The organism is Bacillus cereus group sp. MYBK245-2, assembly GCF_051916145.1.
In the GTDB taxonomy this organism is placed as follows: Bacteria; Bacillota; Bacilli; order Bacillales; family Bacillaceae_G; genus Bacillus_A; species Bacillus_A pacificus.
Genome location: NZ_JBQAGB010000001.1, coordinates 752,725 through 769,469, shown reverse-complemented (window position 1 = coordinate 769,469; position 16,745 = coordinate 752,725). Strand labels below are relative to the sequence as shown.

Below are 16,745 nucleotides of genomic sequence, written 5' to 3'. Positions count from 1 at the left end.
AGAAAAAAAGCAGGTGAAACATCACCTGCTTTTTTTAGTCAAAACATGACAAAAAAAGCTCGTTGTTTCCTTTAGTTTATGATGATAAGATGTATCATAATATAATGGAAAAAATAGGGCGTATATGTTATTCGCTTATTAAGTAATATTTTAAAAGTTGATAGTAAACGCTTTCTTCACTTGTTGAAAGGTGAATGTATATAAGGGGAACTTTACTGCCTGTCGGCCCGATTGGGCAAGGCTAATAATCAGTAGGGGATGAAGAACCCCCCACTAATGAAATTTTTATACTGCTAGTTAATGCTGGGTAGATAATATACATATCGTATATGAAGTTACTGAACATTATATAAGTGGAGGCTGAAGTATATGAAGGGGGTTATTTTAGCTGGAGGAAAAGGACGACGCCTTAGACCATTAACATGTAATACTCCAAAGCCGATGTTGCCATTATTAGAAAAGCCAGTTTTAGAATACAACATTGAATTATTGCGTCAGCATGGTATACGTGAGATTGCAATTACTGTTCAGTATATGAGTACGGCTATTAAGCAATATTTTGGTGACGGTAGCAAATGGGGCGTTAACTTGTACTACTTTGAAGACTCTCCACCGCTTGGAACTGCAGGGAGTATTAAACAAGCGGAAAAATTTTTGGATGAACCGTTTGTTGTCATAAGTGGGGATGCGTTAACTGATTTTCAATTATCAGAAGGAATTACGTTTCATGAACAAAAGAAAAGAATGGTAACTATGTTTGTAAAGGAAGTAGAAAATCCACTCTCATTTGGTTTAGTTGTAATGAACAAAGAACAAGAGGTTACACGATACATAGAAAAACCGAGTTGGAATGAAGTAGTCTCTAATATTGTGAATACAGGTATATATATTATGGAGCCAGAAATTTTTTCTTACATACCGCCCCAAGAATTTTTTGATTTTAGTCAAGATGTGTTTCCGTTATTGGCAAATAAGAACGCATTATTTGCATATTTGTCAGAAGGTTACTGGTTAGATATCGGTACATTTGATCAATATCGACAAGCACAATTTGATTTGTTAACGAAAAAATTGCAAGTACCTATTCCATATACGGAAGTATTACCGATGGTATGGATGGGAGAAGGGGTAACGATTGGAAAAGGAACGAAAATTCACGGTCCTTCTTTTATTGGTGAAGGAGCAAGAATTGGTGCTGGATCTGTAATTGAGCCATACTCTATTATCGGGAAAAATAGTGTTGTTTCAAGTTATTCTCATCTTCAAAAGAGTATTATTTTTGCAAATGCGCACATTGGGAAATATTGTGAGTTACTAGAAACGACAATAGGAGAACATACAATGGTGGAAGATGACGTTACATTGTTTCAAAAAAGCATTGTAGCGGACCATTGTCATATAGGGAAAAGTACGGTAATTAAGCAAAAGGGAAAACTATGGCCATATAAGGCGATTGATAGTCATTCGGTAGTCGGATCGGCTGGTGTTCAAGAAAGTGAGAAGAGTGCAGGATGGTTGCAAAAAAGCCGAATTGTAGGAAGAGGTAATGTGGAGATTACGCCTCAATTTATTGTAAAGGTTGCGATGGCGTACGGATCTCTTTTCACAAAAGGGGAAAGTATATTAATCGGGAGTCAAGAACATATAGAAACGACTTCTTATAAAAATCTTTTTCTTCATGCAATTCATGGTATTGGGATTCATACGATGGAATGCAAAGAAATGAACGAATCACTTTTTCAGTACAGCATTCAAGATTTGCAATGTGCGGGTGGGGTTTTCATTCAAGCGGAAAAAGAAAAAGAGATTGTTATAAAGTTGTATGGTAAGGATGGGGCACAGTTAACGTATAAGCAGCAAAAAGCGATAGAACAAGTGTATATGTCTGAGTCGTTTTATTACGTATGTGAGAAGGAAATGGGGCGGAATAAGCTAGTACACGTTTCTTTACATAATTATATAGAGGCTGTATTAGAGCGTATTGATATTGAGAAAATAAAAAAACAGAAGTTTCATCTTCTTATTAATAAGAGAAATGATATGTTACAACATTTGCTTATGCTCTTTTTGCAAAGGCTCGGATGCACAGTTACGTGGATTTATGCGGGCGAACAAAAGGATCATGTGAAAGCTTTGATGAAATCAAGTAAAGCAAATATGGCGCTTATGTTTTCAGAGCAAGGAAATTATTTCGAGTTATATGATAATCATAGTAATATTTACCAAGGGACGGATTTTGAAGAGATTGATATTCCAGATTTATTACTGGAATCGGCAGGAAATATTTACCCAATGTCTTTGAAATTAGGAGAATGTTATCTTCTATTTTATACGCAGGATGAAAAAAAATCGTTTCAAGCGAGATGGAAGCGAGATATTTTATATCGAATTGGAAAATTATTCGAGTTAATAGCATTGCAGGGAAAAACCTTTCTCAGCATAGTAGAGCAATCACCGCCGCTTTATTTACTTTGTGATGAAGTTGTATGTTCATGGAATGAAAAAGGGAAAGTGATGAGGAAATTATTGGCTGATATCGAAAGGAAGGAAGAAGGCATATTTGAAGGAGTACAGTTCAAATATACCGAAAAAGAGTGGTCTTATATCGTTTCTGACACAAAACAACCGAAATTTTTAGTGTATTCACATGCTAGAAACCCAGTAATAGCAAGGGAAAACATGAAAAATCTTATAGAAAAAATTAGACAATATCAAAAGGTGTAGAATTTTTATTTTAAAAGTGGTATTATAGTATAGTCTGATTTAAGTTATTAGTACTGGAGGGAAATAAGAATGCGTGTGAATATTACTCTAGCATGTACAGAATGCGGAGATCGTAACTATATCTCAAAGAAAAACAAACGTAACAACGCTGAGCGTATCGAGCTTAAAAAGTATTGCAAGCGTGACAAGAAGTCTACGTTACACCGTGAAACAAAGTAAGCAGTAGGAATATTTTCCTACTGTTTCTTTTTTTATTCGATTCCTCTCTTAAAAGTGATACACTATCATCGTAGAGCAAAGTATCACTGTGAGGGGGGAAATGTGTGAGAGAAGAGAAACTACGTTTACGTAAACAAATAATAGAGCACATGAATTCTTTATCAAAAGAACGGTATACAACTTTATCAGAGCAAATAGCATTTTCGTTGTATGAGCAAAAAGAGTGGGCTGAAGCTAAAACAATTGGAATCACTCTCTCAATGGAAAATGAAGTGAATACATATCCTATTATCGAAAAAGCTTGGGAAGAAGGAAAGAAAGTTGTCGTTCCGAAGTGTAATAAAGAAGCAAGAACAATGTCCTTTAGGAAAATTAGCAATTTTGATCAGTTAGAAACAGTGTATATGAATTTACGTGAGCCAATTCCAGCGCTTACGGAAGAAGTGAATGCAGATGAAATTGACCTTCAAATTGTACCAGGTGTAGCTTATACAGAGCGAGGAGAACGGATTGGATATGGTGGTGGCTATTATGATCGTTATCTCATGCATTATAAAGGGAAAACGCTATCATTAGCTTATAGTTTTCAAATGGTAGACCATATTCCAATAGAGCCGTTTGATAAAAATGTAGAAAAAATTATTACAGAAAAAGGAACAATGGTTAAAAATGGGCTTGTATAGACAAATAAAAATTGACGAGACTTTTTCTTCTTGATTATAATAAAATATGTGAACGTTTTCTTATTATAATTTTTTATAGTAAGTGAGCATAGAGGGTGATGAAATGGTATCTATATATGATATTCAGCAATTGCTAAAGAAATTTGGTACGATTATTTATACGGGAGATCGAATTGCAGATTTACAATTAATGCAAGATGAATTGCGTGAATTAAATCAATCACAGCTAATCGATCCACAAGACTATCAAACAGCTTTATTTTTATTGAAGCAAGAAATTCAAAAAGAGCTAAATAAGAATTAGATAAAGGTAGGTAAGCAACATGGAAGAGAAATGGTTAGTTGGTGTTGACCTTGGTGGTACAACGATTAAATTAGCATTTATTAATGTATACGGTGAAATTTTACATAAGTGGGAAATCCCTACGAATACAAATGAGCAAGGAAAACATATTACACTTGATGTAGCGAAAGCTATTGATAAAAAGTTAGAAGAGTTAGGCGAATTAAAAAGTAAGTTAATCGGTATTGGTATGGGAGCTCCTGGCCCTGTACACGTGGCGTCTGGAATGATTTATGAAGCGGTTAACTTAGGATGGAAGAACTATCCGTTAAAAGATTTATTAGAAGTAGAAACAGGATTACCTGTTGTGATTGATAATGATGCGAACTTAGCAGCGCTTGGTGAAATGTGGAAAGGTGCTGGTGAAGGAGCAAAAGATTTAATTTGTATGACGCTTGGCACTGGTGTTGGCGGCGGTGTAATTGCCAATGGAGAGATTGTACACGGCGTAAGCGGTGCTGCTGGTGAAATCGGACATATTACAGTCGTTACAGAGAATGCTTTCCCATGTAATTGTGGGAAGTCTGGTTGCCTAGAAACTGTAGCATCTGCAACAGGTATTGTGCGTGTTGCTATGCAAAAAATACAAGAGACTGATAAAGAAAGTATTCTACGTTCTATGTTAGCAGAAGAAGGACGTATCACATCAAAAGACGTATTTGAAGCACATGGACAAGGTGATGAACTAGCAGGCGAAGTAGTAGAAAAGGTAGCTTCTTATTTAGGATTAGCTGTAGCGAACCTTTCTAGCACGTTGAACCCAGAGAAAATCGTTATTGGCGGAGGTGTTTCTAAAGCTGGAGATGCACTTTTAGAACCAATTCAACGCTATTTTGAGCAATATGCTTTCTCACGTGCTGTAAAGAGCACGAAGTTAGCTATTGCAACACTTGGTAATGATGCAGGTGTTATCGGAGGAGCTTGGCTTGTAAAAAAGCACAAATACGAAGCGAAGATGATATAAGTTGTGAAGTATGAAAAGAGGAAGGGGAAACCCTTCCTCTTTTTGTGCGAAATCTTGATGAAGACGAGCATGTAAATGAATTAAGCTGCTGGTGGGTACCCGTTATATAGAACAGTCATGATTGTAAACCATCCGAAAACGAGTACAGTTGCAATTGCAAAGCCGCCCGCGAGAAAATTCTTTTCGCGAAGTGTTCTAAGCGTAGCAAATACAGCTAACAGAGTGACAAGCGTAAAAATAATAACAAGGCCCATACAATATCCTCCTCTGTCTACCCATTCTTTAATATGAGTTTTTGGAATATTTACTCTTTTATATTGTACATGTTTTAAAAATGATTGTCGAGATAGCATCCTTTCTTTTCCTAAGAGAAAAAAATGTTGTATCATTGAAAGTAAGTTTAATAATTGGAGGAGATTTTCATATGAAATGGATACAAATGCCGTTAGGCCCATTACAAACAAATGCTTATATTTTAACGAATGAGCAAAATGAGTGTATTATCTTTGATCCTGGTCACGAAGGAGAGAAGCTCGTTACATATTTACAAGAAGAACAATTAAAGCCATTGGCTGTTTTATTAACACATGCTCACTTTGATCATATTGGTGCTGTTGATGCGGTAAGAGACGCTTTTCATATTCCTGTGTACGTACATAAAGAAGAAGCAGATTGGTTAGGCGATGCAACTGTAAATGGTTCTCAAATCTTTATGATGAATCGCAGCATTACAGCAAAACCAGCAGATCATATTATTGATGCAGAAGGTGCATTAGCAATTGGTTCATTTAACTTTGAAATTTTTGAGACACCAGGACATTCTCCAGGCAGTATTTCTTATTACTGTAAAGAGGCGAATGCTGTATTTTCTGGAGATGTATTGTTCCAAATGAGTATTGGAAGAACAGATTTACCTGGTGGAAGTTTTGCAGAATTGATTGGAAGTATTGAAGAGAAATTATTTGTATTACCTGATGAAACAGCGGTGCTATGTGGACATGGTCCAGAAACAAGCATTGGTTTTGAAAAAGAAAATAATCCATTTTTACAGTAAGGAGCTAGTGTGAAGATGGAGCTCATTTTAAAAGAATGGATGGAAAAAGAAAAGGATTATTCAATTTCATACAGTACATATATGAGCCTCGCATTATACGCAGAGGAACATGGATATTATATGAAAGAACGTGAAAAAATAGGAAGACAAGGGGACTTTTTTACAAGTAGCAACGTATCCTCTGTGTTTGCAAAAACCTTTGCTAAGTTTTTTATTCGTCTTGTTGAAAATGGTGAAGTTGTTCCACATATTTGTGAGATTGGTGGGGGGACAGGAAGGTTTGCCTATGATGTTTTACAAGAATGGAAGCAATTATCACCGGAAACCTTTATTGATTTAAACTATTCGATAATTGAAATGAGCCCTTTTCATAGAAAATTGCAGCAAAAAACTCTTTGTTCGTTTTCTAATGTGTCATATTATACGTCGCATAGTGAAATGGGAGAATCGTTCGAGGGGATTCTTTTTTCGAATGAGTTATTTGATGCATTTCCTGTTGAAGTAATTGAGAAGAGAAATGGAATATTGTATGAAGTACGTGTTACGTACACAGAGGAAGGGAAACTTGCAGAAGTATGTAGGCCGTTACATAAAAGAATTGGTCGATACTTATTGAAATATAATATTCATCTTGCTGAAGGCCAGCGTTTTGAAGTGCCGATTGCGATGGAAGAATATATAAAAGAAATTGCGAAATGGTTTCAACGAGGTGTATGTATTACAGTTGATTATGGATATACAAAAGAAGAATGGATGCATCCTGCACATCAAGAAGGGAGTTTACGAGGATATTACGAGCATAAGTTAATTCGTAATCCTTTAGCGTATCCAGGTGAAATGGATCTTACTACTCATATTCATTGGGACGAACTGAAAGAAATGTTTAGCCTGCAAGGTATGAATATGGTATGGCATAAGAAACAATCTGAGTTTTTGTTAGCAGCAGGAATACTAGAGCTGCTTACGAATCATCAAGATAGGGATCCTTTTTCTGAAATTCAAAAACAAAATCGTGCAGTTCATTCTATGATTTTGAGTGGAGGATTAGGGAGTGCATGTGATGTTGTTATACATACGAAACATATGCAACGGTTACACTTGGATCGGTATTTGAAAATATAAAAAAACAAGACACAGCATAGTTCTGTGTCTTGTTTTTTAATACGACTTATGTAGCATCATATATTTCCTCTCATGATATATATTTATATTAAAGATATGAGATGAAAAATATAAAATACGTCCTTTTTCTCTGTCTATGAGTCCCTAACCCAATAATACGCGAACGAGTTGAATAATTGTCTCGTTTTCTACTTTGTAATAAATCTCCAATCCTTTTCTTTCACTTGAAACGATTTTAGCACTTTTTAACTTTGCTAAATGCTGTGAAATTGTAGATTGTGGCATGTTTAAGCCAGTGTACATTGTAGAAACGTTGCTTGGACCACGTTCAATTAATCCTTTTACAATACATAAGCGAACAGGATGAGCAAGTACTTTCAATAATTCTGCATTGCTTTCATATAGTTCTATTTCTTTTTGAAAGGTTTCTAACATGTTCTTTTCCACCTCCGTGTGAGCTGTTATACCATATTATACATACCAAAAAATTAAAGAAAAGGAAACAGTTGTTGCAGAAAAACATTCCTAAAGTAAAGAAATTGTAAGAAAAGAGACCCTGATGTAAATAAAGTAGATAATTTAGCACGGTTTTGTAAAATGACATTTTTGGGTGAAAATTTCGATGCGTTTTAAAAATTGAAAGATATAGATATATTTGTAACACAATTTTATCATGATTTTCTTATTCTTTCAAATGAATATACAAAATTTTTAAAATAATATGACAAAGGAATTATAATGTTATATATAGAATATAAAACAGGTTAAAAGAAAAGAAGCCGAATGTAGTCAGCTTCTTTATGGTGAAAATGAAATGTTTGAATATAGCTGATACATCTTAGAATTACCAAGACGTTAGTTATGTATTCTAGATTTCATCTTTCATCAATTTTAAAAATCTGTGGTTCCATATATTTTCATAAAAATCAATTGTCTCTTTTGCGGACATAAATGGATTATTTAACGTAGAGGTTGCTTTCTGGAACATGAAGTTTTTGTACCCTAGTCCATGGGCAAATTTAATCGTGGTATCCATACAGTACTCTGTTTGGGCACCACAAAATTCAATACGATGTACAGATAATTGATCTAAAATCTCTTTCAAGTTTGTGTTATAAAAAGAATTGGCATGTGTTTTTCTTACAAAAAAATCTTGTTTTTGAACATCTAAATCTGAATGAATAGCCCAAAGTTCTTTTTCAGGTACTAAATCATCATCACAATGTTGAACGAAAAGAATTGGTTTATTTGATTTTCTGTATGAAGAAATTCTTTTATTTACTTTTGTAAGTAAATTTTGTAAATTAAATAAATGCTCCTCACTATAACATACTCCATTTTGTAAATCGATAACGATTAAAACATCTGCACATGTATCCATTATTTTTGCCCCTTTTTTACTTCTTAATATATCAATTAATTCATTACTTGGAAACAGATAGTGATCTATCATTTTTTTATGAATTATACGAAGGGTTGAAAAATATACTTATCAGCGTAAAAAAGAAGATATGATAACTTAATTTCATATCTTCTCTGCTCTCTATGCATTTACAGGTTCTTCTACATAAGAAAGGGCATTTTCAAAATCGGATATTAAATCGTCAACATTTTCAAGACCGACGGATAGCCGAAGTAATGAATTTGAAATCCCTCTTTCATCACGAGCTTCTTGCGATAGTGCTGCATGTGACATTTTAGCTGGGTAGGAAAGGATCGATTCGACAGCCCCTAAACTAACCGCAAAGACAGGTAATTTTACTTTTGATAAAAATTGGCGGAGTGCGTCTTCTGATTGTAAAGTGAAAGATAGGACAGCTCCTGCTGATGTAGCTTGAGATTGTTGAATGTTAAATCCAAGATGTGTTTGTAATCCTGGATAATAGACATTTTGAACTTTAGCGTGCTCTTGTAAATAGTGTGCAATTTTATTGGCATTAGCAGCTGAATGCTCAAGACGTACATGCAATGTTTTTAGACCACGAAGTACGAGAGAACAATCTTGCGGGCCTAGAATAGCGCCGAATGAATTTTGTAAAAAGCCAAGTTTTTGAGCGAGATCGGTATCTTTTACAACTGCTAATCCGGCAGTAACATCACTATGACCGGCAATGAATTTTGTGGCACTATGAAGAACGACATCAGCGCCAAGGTCAAGTGGTTTCTGGAATAGTGGTGTCAAAAATGTATTATCAACAAAAGTAAGGGCGCCAATAGATTTTGCAAGTTTAGAAACAGCACGAATATCTGTTACTTTTAAAAGTGGATTGGAAGGTGTTTCTACATAAAAGAGTTTTGTATTTGGCTTAATGTTTTGTTTTATTTCTTCTAAATTGGTCATATCAACAAATGTATGTGAAACACCGTAACGGGAGAGAACTTCAGTTATCATTCGATAAGTCCCTCCGTATACGTCTTCTGAAATGAGTACGTGATCACCTTGTGAAAGGAGGAGGAATGCAGTAGAAATCGCTGCAATTCCTGATGCGAAGGCAAATCCTTTTGTTCCGCCTTCTAATAAAGCAATGATGTCTTCAAGAGCTTCACGAGTTGGATTTCCTGACCTGCTATAGTCATATTTCCCAAACGTATCTACATCAAATTGGTGAAATGTTGATGTGTTATAGATGGGAACGTTAACAGCTCCTGTTTGCGAGTCATGTTTATATTGGTTGTGCAGTAAGAGTGTATCTATAGAATAACTCATATTCTTACACCTTCTTTTACAAGTTTAACGGCTTGCTGTAAGTCTTGAATTAAATCGTTACTATTTTCAATACCAACGGAAAATCGAAGAAGACGATTACATACACCGTTTGCTGTTCTAATTTCTTCAGGAATATCAGCGTGTGTTTGCGTTGCTGGATATGTCATTAAACTTTCAACACCACCGAGACTTTCGGCAAATGTAATTAAGGATAAAGATTGTAAGAATGGATTAATCCATGTTTCATCTTTCAGACGAAATGAGATCATGCCGCCTCTTCCAGGATAAAATACATCTGTCACCCCATCCTCATCATTTAAATAAGCAACAACTGCTTTTGCATTTTCTTCATGTTGTCTCATGCGAAGCGCTAACGTTTTCATACCACGAATTAATAGCCATGAGTCAAATGGACTTAAGACGGCACCAGAGGCATTATGATAATGAGCGATTTCCTCACAAAGTTCCTTTCCTTTTGCAACGACAAGTCCGCTTAGTACATCGTTATGACCACCTAAATATTTCGTTGCACTATGAAGTACGATATCGGCACCTTCTGTTAATGGCTGCTGTATATAAGGTGTGTAGAATGTGTTGTCTACAATAAGAAGTAGTCCGTGTCTTTTCGCTACAGTTGCAACAGCGGCAATATCGGTAACTTGCATTAATGGATTAGTTGGAGTTTCTATGAAAATAGCCTTCGTTTTCGTTGTGATGGCTTGCTCAATTTGTTTAATAGATTGTGTATTTACGTATCTACATCGAACGTTCCACTTTTTTTCGTGCTCAGAAAATAATCGATAAGTGCCACCGTATAAATCTTCGGAAACAATAAGTTCGTCTCCAGAGTGGAATAGGGAAAGGACAAGAAGAACGGCTGCCATCCCTGAACTACAGGCATAACCTTGTTCGCCGCATTCTAAGTCTGCGATTGCCTGTTCTAATAGGCCGCGCGTTGGATTTCCAGTTCGTGAATAATCAAATCCAGTAGATTTACCAATTCCTTCGTGACGATAAGCAGTTGAAAAATAAACAGGTGGATTAACAGTTCCTGTTGTAGTTTCACTCCGGTTTCCGATTTGCGCTAATTTTGTTTCGATAGTTGACATGTGAAAATTCCTCCTTTTTAAATTGAACCATTAGTTGAATATAAAATAAAAAAAGCCTTCTAAGAAGAAGGCTTTCGGTTTGAATAGAGTCTTCTTCTCATCTGTCAAATCTTTCACAATTTGCTGGAATTAGCACCTTATTAACAAATGTTAATGGTTGCTGAGGCGTCATAGGGCCAGTCCCTCTACCTCTCTAGATAAGAATGTTCGTATGAAATTTTATTATGTTTTTAACTTTACAACAAAAGATAATTGAATTGCAACTTTATTTTAAATAATTTTTATTTTTCCGCAAGTGTCATTGACTTTTGTATTTGTGCGTGCTAAATTTATAAAAAAATTAACAAACATTGTTAAAAGGGGAACGCATTTCCTTTTAGCTACATAAATAAAATAATAAAGACAAACTCTTATTGAGAGCGGTGGAGGGAAAGGCCCTGTGAAACCCGGCAACCTTCAAACGAAATGTTTGAAACGGTGCTAATACCTGCAAAACGAATGTTTTGCATAATAAGAGGAGGATCGATTATGTCCCCCTCTTCAAAGTGAAGAGGGGGTTTTTATATTGATAGAAATGAGGGAGATTTGTGAAATTACTAGATTTATTATCAAAAGGAATTGTAATAGGTGATGGTGCGGTTGGGACGTTATTACATTCACATGGTTTACAAAGTAGTTTTGAAGAATTGAATATATCTGATCCAGATTTAATTATATCGATTCATAAGCAATATGTAGCGGCTGGGGCAGATGTGATTCAAACAAATACGTACGGAGCAAATGAAGCGAAATTACGTATGTATGGATTAGAAAATCAAGTTACTGAAATTAATAGAGCGGCAGTAAAACTGGCGAAAGCATCTGTTACAGACAGAAATGCAATTTTAGGCACAATTGGTGGTATGAAACATATCGGGGCGGTTACGACAACTGATATGGAGCGAGAATTTATGTTACTGGAACAGGCAAGTGCATTATTAGAAGAACAGGTAGATGGACTGCTATTAGAGACTTTTTATGATGAGTTTGAATTACTTCATGCTGTCCAGGTGTTACGAAAAGAAACAAATATTCCAATTGTAGCGCAATTGGCGTTACATGAGGCGGGTACGACTCAAAATGGAAATGATGTAAATGAAATATTAAAACAGCTTTTAGATTACGGTGCAAATGTTGTTGGATTGAACTGCCAACTAGGGCCACTTCATATGACGGAAGCTTTTAAAATGATATCGATTCCGAAAAATGGTTACTTGTCAGCATATCCAAATGCAGGTCTCCCAAATTATGTAGAGGGACGATACGTATATGAGGGAAGTCCAGCTTATTTTGAAGCGATGACACCGAAATTTATTGAGCAAGGTATTCGGTTATTGGGTGGTTGTTGTGGCACGACTCCAGAACATATTGAAAGTATGAAACGTGCTACTCTAAATGTTACGCCTGTAATAGAAAAGGATACGGTTCAAAGACCGAAAGTAGTTCATACACATGAGAAACGTTCAAAAGCTCATGTCACTTTAGCAGAGAAAGCAAAAAAACAAACGACAGTAGTAGTGGAATTAGATCCACCAAAAACGTTAGATACGCAGCGGTTTTTTGAAGGCGCAAGAGCATTGAAAAGAGCTGGAGCAGATGCTATTACTCTAGCAGATAATTCGTTAGCATCGCCCCGTATCTCGAATATGGCAATGGGAGCATTATTAACGAAGCATGATATTCCGGTATTGACGCACTTAACATGTAGAGACCATAACGTCATCGGACTACAATCTCATTTACTAGGATTATCAGCGTTAGGCATGGAAGAAGTGTTAGCTTTAACTGGAGATCCAGCACGCGTTGGTGATTTTCCAGGTGCCACTTCTGTATATGATTTGTCCTCTATCGAGCTCATTAAAATGATTAAAGAAATGAACGATGGGCGTTCCGTTTTAGGGAAATCCATTGGACCGGCAACAAGGTTTTCTGTGGGCGGTGCATTTAACCCGCATGTAAGACATTTAAAAGCAGCGGTTAAGCGAATGGAACGGAAAATAGATGCTGGAGCAGAATATTTCTTAACGCAGCCAATCTATGATATCGCGTTAATTGAAGAAGTGTATGAAGCGACAAAGCATTTAGAACAACCTATTTTTATTGGGATTATGCCATTAATAAGTAAACGGAATGCAGATTTTCTTCATTTTGAGGTGCCCGGTATTACTTTACCTGAAGCAGTAAGAGAGAGAATGGATGGACATGAAACGAAAGAGGCAGCAATTGAGGAAGGGATTCGTATTTCTCAAGAATTAATCGATGCGGCGATGAAATACTTTAACGGCATTTATCTTATTACACCATTTCTAAAATATGAAATTACAGAACATCTTGTTAAATATGTGAGAGAAAAGCAAGAAGTGAAAGAAGGTATTAATTGATGAAATGTATAGAAGAAAAATTACAAAATAACATCTTAATATTAGATGGTGCAATGGGAACGATGATCCAGCAAGAGGACTTAACTGCGGAAGATTTCGGAGGAGAGGAGTACGAAGGGTGTAATGAGTATTTAGTAGAAACAAGACCAGATGTTATTTTAAAGATTCATAAAGCTTATATTGAAGCTGGAGCGGATATTATTGAAACAAATACATTTGGGGCAACCAATATTGTACTAAGTGATTATGAGTTATCTCATTTAGACGAGGAGCTAAATGAGAAGGCAGCTCGTTTAGCGAAGCAAGCAGTCGAAGAAAGCGGGAAGGAAGTATATGTTGCGGGAGCAATGGGACCGACGACGAAAGCGATTAGTGTTACTGGTGGTGTAACGTTTGAAGAATTAATTGAAGCCTATACGCGGCAGGCAAGAGGATTGTTGAAAGGAGAAGTGGATGTATTACTCGTTGAGACGAGTCAAGATATGCGTAACGTGAAAGCTGCTTATATTGGAATTCAAGCGGCTTTTGATGAACTAAATACAATTGTACCTATCATGATTTCGGGAACGATTGAACCGATGGGAACGACTCTAGCTGGGCAAACAATTGAGGCTTTTTACTTATCGGTAGAACATATGAAGCCATTATCTGTTGGATTAAACTGTGCGACTGGTCCGGAGTTTATGAGAGACCATATTCGTTCTCTATCTGATTTATCGGAGTGTTACATTTCTTGTTATCCAAATGCAGGTCTTCCTGATGAAGATGGACATTATCATGAATCTCCATCCTCGCTTGCCGAGAAAGTGAAGCGATTTGCAGAAGAAGGATGGGTTAATATTATCGGTGGTTGTTGTGGTACAACACCAGAACATATAAAAGCAATGAAATCCGCATTAACGTCTCTTAAAACTCGTGAACAGCAAGAGAGAGCGGGACACGGGGTTAGTGGATTAGAGGCACTGCAATATGATGACTCTATGAGACCGTTATTTGTTGGTGAAAGAACAAATGTTATTGGATCACGTAAATTTAAACGATTAGTAGCAGAAGGGAAATTTGAAGAGGCTGCTGAAATCGCTAGAGCGCAAGTGAAGAAAAATGCTCATATTATTGATATTTGTATGGCAGACCCGGACCGCGATGAAATAGAAGATATGGAAAACTTCTTGGCAGAAGTTACAAAAGTGCTAAAAGTACCGATTATGATTGACTCAACAGATGAACATGTGATGGAGCGAGCTCTTACTTATATTCAAGGGAAAGCTGTTATTAATTCAATTAATTTAGAAGATGGAGAAGAGCGATTTAAAAAAGTGACACCGCTTCTTCGTAAATATGGTGCTGCAATTGTAGTTGGAACAATCGATGAAGATGGAATGGCAGTAAGTGCGGAAAGAAAACTAGAAATTGCGAAAAGAAGTTATGAGTTATTGACGACGAAATATGGTATACGCCCATCAGATATTATTTTTGATGCACTTGTATTTCCTGTAGGGACAGGTGATGAAGAGTATATTGGCTCGGCGGCTGCGACGATAGAAGGGATTCGCCTTATTAAAGAAGCATTACCAGAGTGTTTAACGATTTTAGGTGTAAGTAACATATCATTTGGTTTACCACCAGCTGGTCGCGAAGTGTTAAATTCCGTCTTTTTATATCATGCAACGAAAGCAGGGTTAGATTACGCGATTGTAAATACGGAAAAATTAGAGCGCTATGCGTCAATTCCTGATGAAGAAAAACGCCTTGCAGATGCATTGCTTTTTGAAACGACGCAAGAGACGTTAGAAAAATTTACAAACTTCTATCGCGTGGCAAAAAAGAAAGATGTTGTTGTCCAAGAAACATTAACTCTTGATGAAAGGCTCGCAAATTACATTGTAGAAGGTACGAAACAAGGTTTACACGAAGATTTAAGTCTCGCACTTACAGAAGGAAGAAAACCTTTGGATATTATTAATGGCCCACTTATGACAGGAATGGATGAGGTAGGACGATTATTTAATAATAATGAGCTTATCGTTGCTGAAGTATTGCAAAGTGCTGAAAGTATGAAAGCTGCTGTAAGTTATTTAGAGCCACATATGGAATCTAGCGATAGTGCGAAAAAAGGGAAAGTATTATTAGCAACTGTAAAAGGTGATGTGCATGATATTGGGAAAAATCTCGTTGAAATTATTTTAGCAAATAACGGATATGAGATTATTAATTTAGGAATTAATGTTCGCTCGGATCGAATTGTGCAAGAAGTACAAGAAAAGAAGCCTGATATTATAGGTCTTTCTGGTTTATTAGTAAAATCGGCTCAACAAATGGTAACGACTGCTGAAGATTTAAAAGCGGCGGATATTGATATTCCAATTGTTGTAGGGGGGGCAGCGTTAACGAGAAAGTTTACAGATAATCGCATTTCGCCATCTTATAAAGGGCTCGTATGTTATGCAAGTGATGCGATGACGGGGCTGGATATTATTAATAAGCTTCAAAAAGAAGAAGAGCGTGAGAAGATGAAGCAGGATAAAAAAGAACGTCATCTTCATATCGTAACAAAAGAAGAGAAGAAAGTAGAAATTCCAGCAGTAATTGAGCCATTACCGAAGGCTGAGGTTATCGTGCCGGATTCAACAAAACGAATTGTATTAAGAGATGTTCCTGTTTCACATCTCGCGCCATTTCTAAATAGACAAATGCTGCTTGGACATCACCTTGGCCTAAAGGGAAGTGTGAAGAAACTTTTGCGAGAGGGAGATAAAAGAGCGCATGAATTAAATGATTTAATAGATGAATTATTGCAGGAAGGACAATCTTGGTTAAAACCGAAAGCAGTGTATCAATTTTTCCCAGCGCAAAGCGACGGACAGAATATTGTAATATATGATCCAGAAGATCATACGCGTGTTATAGAACGTTTCACATTTCCAAGACAAGGAAAAGCACCATATCGTACTTTAGGTGATTATTTACGCCCAGTCGGAGATAAGATGGACTATGTTGCTTTCCTATCTGTTACGGTTGGAGAAGGTGTTCGTGACATTGCTGAAGAGTGGAAGGCGAAAGGTGATTATTTACGCAGTCATGCCATTCAATCGTTAGCGCTCGAACTAGCAGAAGGACTTGCTGAAAAGACACATATGCTTATTCGTGATCGTTGGGGTATTCCAGATTCACCAGAACTGACAATGGAAGAACGCTTCCGTACGAAATATAGAGGAATACGAGTGTCCTTCGGTTATCCAGCATGTCCAGAACTCGCAGATCAAGAAAAGCTATTTCGCTTAATTCATCCAGAGGAAATAGGTATTTCATTAACGGAAGGATTTATGATGGAGCCAGAAGCGTCTGTAACGGCTATGGTATTTTCTCACCCCGAGGCAAGATATTTTAGTGTATTATAGTC

14 protein-coding genes and 2 riboswitches are annotated in these 16,745 nt (G+C 36.5%); of the genes, 9 read left to right on the top strand and 5 right to left on the bottom strand.

Translation table 11 applies throughout. From position 1 onward, the window contains the following. Positions 1-369 precede the first annotated feature (369 nt). From ACTFRN_RS04040 to glcK, 5 genes are all read left to right on the top strand, one after another. The gene (locus ACTFRN_RS04040; RefSeq protein ID WP_000679294.1) at positions 370-2,724 is read left to right on the top strand and encodes a sugar phosphate nucleotidyltransferase; all 2,355 of its coding nucleotides are present in this window, start codon (positions 370-372) and stop codon (positions 2,722-2,724) included. A gap of 69 nt (positions 2,725-2,793) precedes the next feature. Then, positions 2,794-2,943, top strand: coding sequence for a 50S ribosomal protein L33 (gene rpmG / locus ACTFRN_RS04035; protein ID WP_001265616.1), 150 nt, complete (start codon positions 2,794-2,796; stop codon positions 2,941-2,943). Between the two features lie 104 nt (positions 2,944-3,047). Next, positions 3,048-3,626, top strand: a complete 579-nt coding sequence (locus ACTFRN_RS04030) for a 5-formyltetrahydrofolate cyclo-ligase (RefSeq protein ID WP_001206422.1) — start codon at positions 3,048-3,050, stop codon at positions 3,624-3,626. A 103-nt stretch (positions 3,627-3,729) separates the two neighbouring features. Next, the gene (locus ACTFRN_RS04025; RefSeq protein ID WP_000253699.1) at positions 3,730-3,930 is read left to right on the top strand and encodes a YqgQ family protein; all 201 of its coding nucleotides are present in this window, start codon (positions 3,730-3,732) and stop codon (positions 3,928-3,930) included. A gap of 19 nt (positions 3,931-3,949) precedes the next feature. Beyond that, on the top strand, positions 3,950-4,933 hold the full coding sequence (gene glcK / locus ACTFRN_RS04020; RefSeq protein WP_000391706.1) for a glucokinase: 984 nt from the start codon (positions 3,950-3,952) through the stop codon (positions 4,931-4,933). Between the two features lie 80 nt (positions 4,934-5,013). On the opposite strand, the gene ACTFRN_RS04015 is transcribed toward glcK, so the two are convergent. Then, entirely contained in the window at positions 5,014-5,187 is a 174-nt protein-coding gene (locus ACTFRN_RS04015) for a DUF2759 domain-containing protein (RefSeq protein ID WP_000524853.1), read from the bottom strand. A gap of 170 nt (positions 5,188-5,357) precedes the next feature. On the opposite strand from ACTFRN_RS04015, the gene ACTFRN_RS04010 reads away from it, so the two are divergent. Together ACTFRN_RS04010 and ACTFRN_RS04005 are read left to right on the top strand one after the other, a co-directional pair. Next, a complete protein-coding gene (locus ACTFRN_RS04010) occupies positions 5,358-5,987 on the top strand; it encodes an MBL fold metallo-hydrolase (RefSeq protein WP_000871248.1) in 630 nt (209 codons plus the stop codon). 9 nt (positions 5,988-5,996) lie between these two features. Next, positions 5,997-7,109, top strand: coding sequence for a class I SAM-dependent methyltransferase (locus tag ACTFRN_RS04005; protein ID WP_049113848.1), 1,113 nt, complete (start codon positions 5,997-5,999; stop codon positions 7,107-7,109). 144 nt (positions 7,110-7,253) lie between these two features. Here ACTFRN_RS04005 and ACTFRN_RS04000 read toward each other — a convergent pair whose 3' ends face one another. From ACTFRN_RS04000 to metI, 4 genes are all read right to left on the bottom strand, one after another. After that, positions 7,254-7,544, bottom strand: a complete 291-nt coding sequence (locus ACTFRN_RS04000) for an ArsR/SmtB family transcription factor (protein ID WP_000894375.1) — start codon at positions 7,542-7,544, stop codon at positions 7,254-7,256. A 433-nt stretch (positions 7,545-7,977) separates the two neighbouring features. After that, on the bottom strand, positions 7,978-8,490 hold the full coding sequence (locus ACTFRN_RS03995; protein WP_014893511.1) for a cysteine hydrolase family protein: 513 nt from the start codon (positions 8,488-8,490) through the stop codon (positions 7,978-7,980). 162 nt (positions 8,491-8,652) lie between these two features. Further along, positions 8,653-9,816 (bottom strand): cystathionine beta-lyase, encoded by a 1,164-nt coding sequence (gene metC / locus ACTFRN_RS03990; protein WP_000122291.1) that lies wholly within the window; start codon positions 9,814-9,816, stop codon positions 8,653-8,655. Next, positions 9,813-10,925, bottom strand: a complete 1,113-nt coding sequence (gene metI / locus ACTFRN_RS03985) for a cystathionine gamma-synthase/O-acetylhomoserine thiolyase (protein ID WP_014893512.1) — start codon at positions 10,923-10,925, stop codon at positions 9,813-9,815. The genes metC and metI overlap by 4 nt, the downstream gene beginning before the upstream one ends. Positions 10,926-11,019: 94 nt before the next feature. After that, a riboswitch (SAM riboswitch) is annotated at positions 11,020-11,129 on the bottom strand. A 203-nt stretch (positions 11,130-11,332) separates the two neighbouring features. Next, positions 11,333-11,442: riboswitch (SAM riboswitch) on the top strand. Between the two features lie 70 nt (positions 11,443-11,512). Here metI and ACTFRN_RS03980 point away from each other — a divergent pair. Both ACTFRN_RS03980 and metH read left to right on the top strand, forming a co-directional pair. Next, positions 11,513-13,345, top strand: coding sequence for a bifunctional homocysteine S-methyltransferase/methylenetetrahydrofolate reductase (locus ACTFRN_RS03980; protein WP_000770334.1), 1,833 nt, complete (start codon positions 11,513-11,515; stop codon positions 13,343-13,345). Next, positions 13,345-16,743 (top strand): methionine synthase, encoded by a 3,399-nt coding sequence (metH, locus tag ACTFRN_RS03975; protein WP_000649695.1) that lies wholly within the window; start codon positions 13,345-13,347, stop codon positions 16,741-16,743. The genes ACTFRN_RS03980 and metH overlap by 1 nt, the downstream gene beginning before the upstream one ends. Positions 16,744-16,745: the final 2 nt, after the last annotated feature.

Bases quoted from the DNA above. Each gene is read 5' to 3' on its own strand.
- metI (WP_014893512.1), bottom strand. From the start codon at position 10,925: ATGTCAACTATCGAAACAAAATTAGCGCAAATCGGAAACCGGAGTGAA.
- metC (WP_000122291.1), bottom strand. From the start codon at position 9,816: ATGAGTTATTCTATAGATACACTCTTACTGCACAACCAATATAAACAT.
- ACTFRN_RS04025 (WP_000253699.1), top strand. From the start codon at position 3,730: ATGGTATCTATATATGATATTCAGCAATTGCTAAAGAAATTTGGTACG.
- ACTFRN_RS04015 (WP_000524853.1), bottom strand. From the start codon at position 5,187: ATGGGCCTTGTTATTATTTTTACGCTTGTCACTCTGTTAGCTGTATTT.
- ACTFRN_RS04000 (WP_000894375.1), bottom strand. From the start codon at position 7,544: ATGTTAGAAACCTTTCAAAAAGAAATAGAACTATATGAAAGCAATGCA.
- metH (WP_000649695.1), top strand. From the start codon at position 13,345: ATGAAATGTATAGAAGAAAAATTACAAAATAACATCTTAATATTAGAT.
- glcK (WP_000391706.1), top strand. From the start codon at position 3,950: ATGGAAGAGAAATGGTTAGTTGGTGTTGACCTTGGTGGTACAACGATT.
- rpmG (WP_001265616.1), top strand. From the start codon at position 2,794: ATGCGTGTGAATATTACTCTAGCATGTACAGAATGCGGAGATCGTAAC.
- ACTFRN_RS04010 (WP_000871248.1), top strand. From the start codon at position 5,358: ATGAAATGGATACAAATGCCGTTAGGCCCATTACAAACAAATGCTTAT.
- ACTFRN_RS03995 (WP_014893511.1), bottom strand. From the start codon at position 8,490: ATGGATACATGTGCAGATGTTTTAATCGTTATCGATTTACAAAATGGA.
- ACTFRN_RS04040 (WP_000679294.1), top strand. From the start codon at position 370: ATGAAGGGGGTTATTTTAGCTGGAGGAAAAGGACGACGCCTTAGACCA.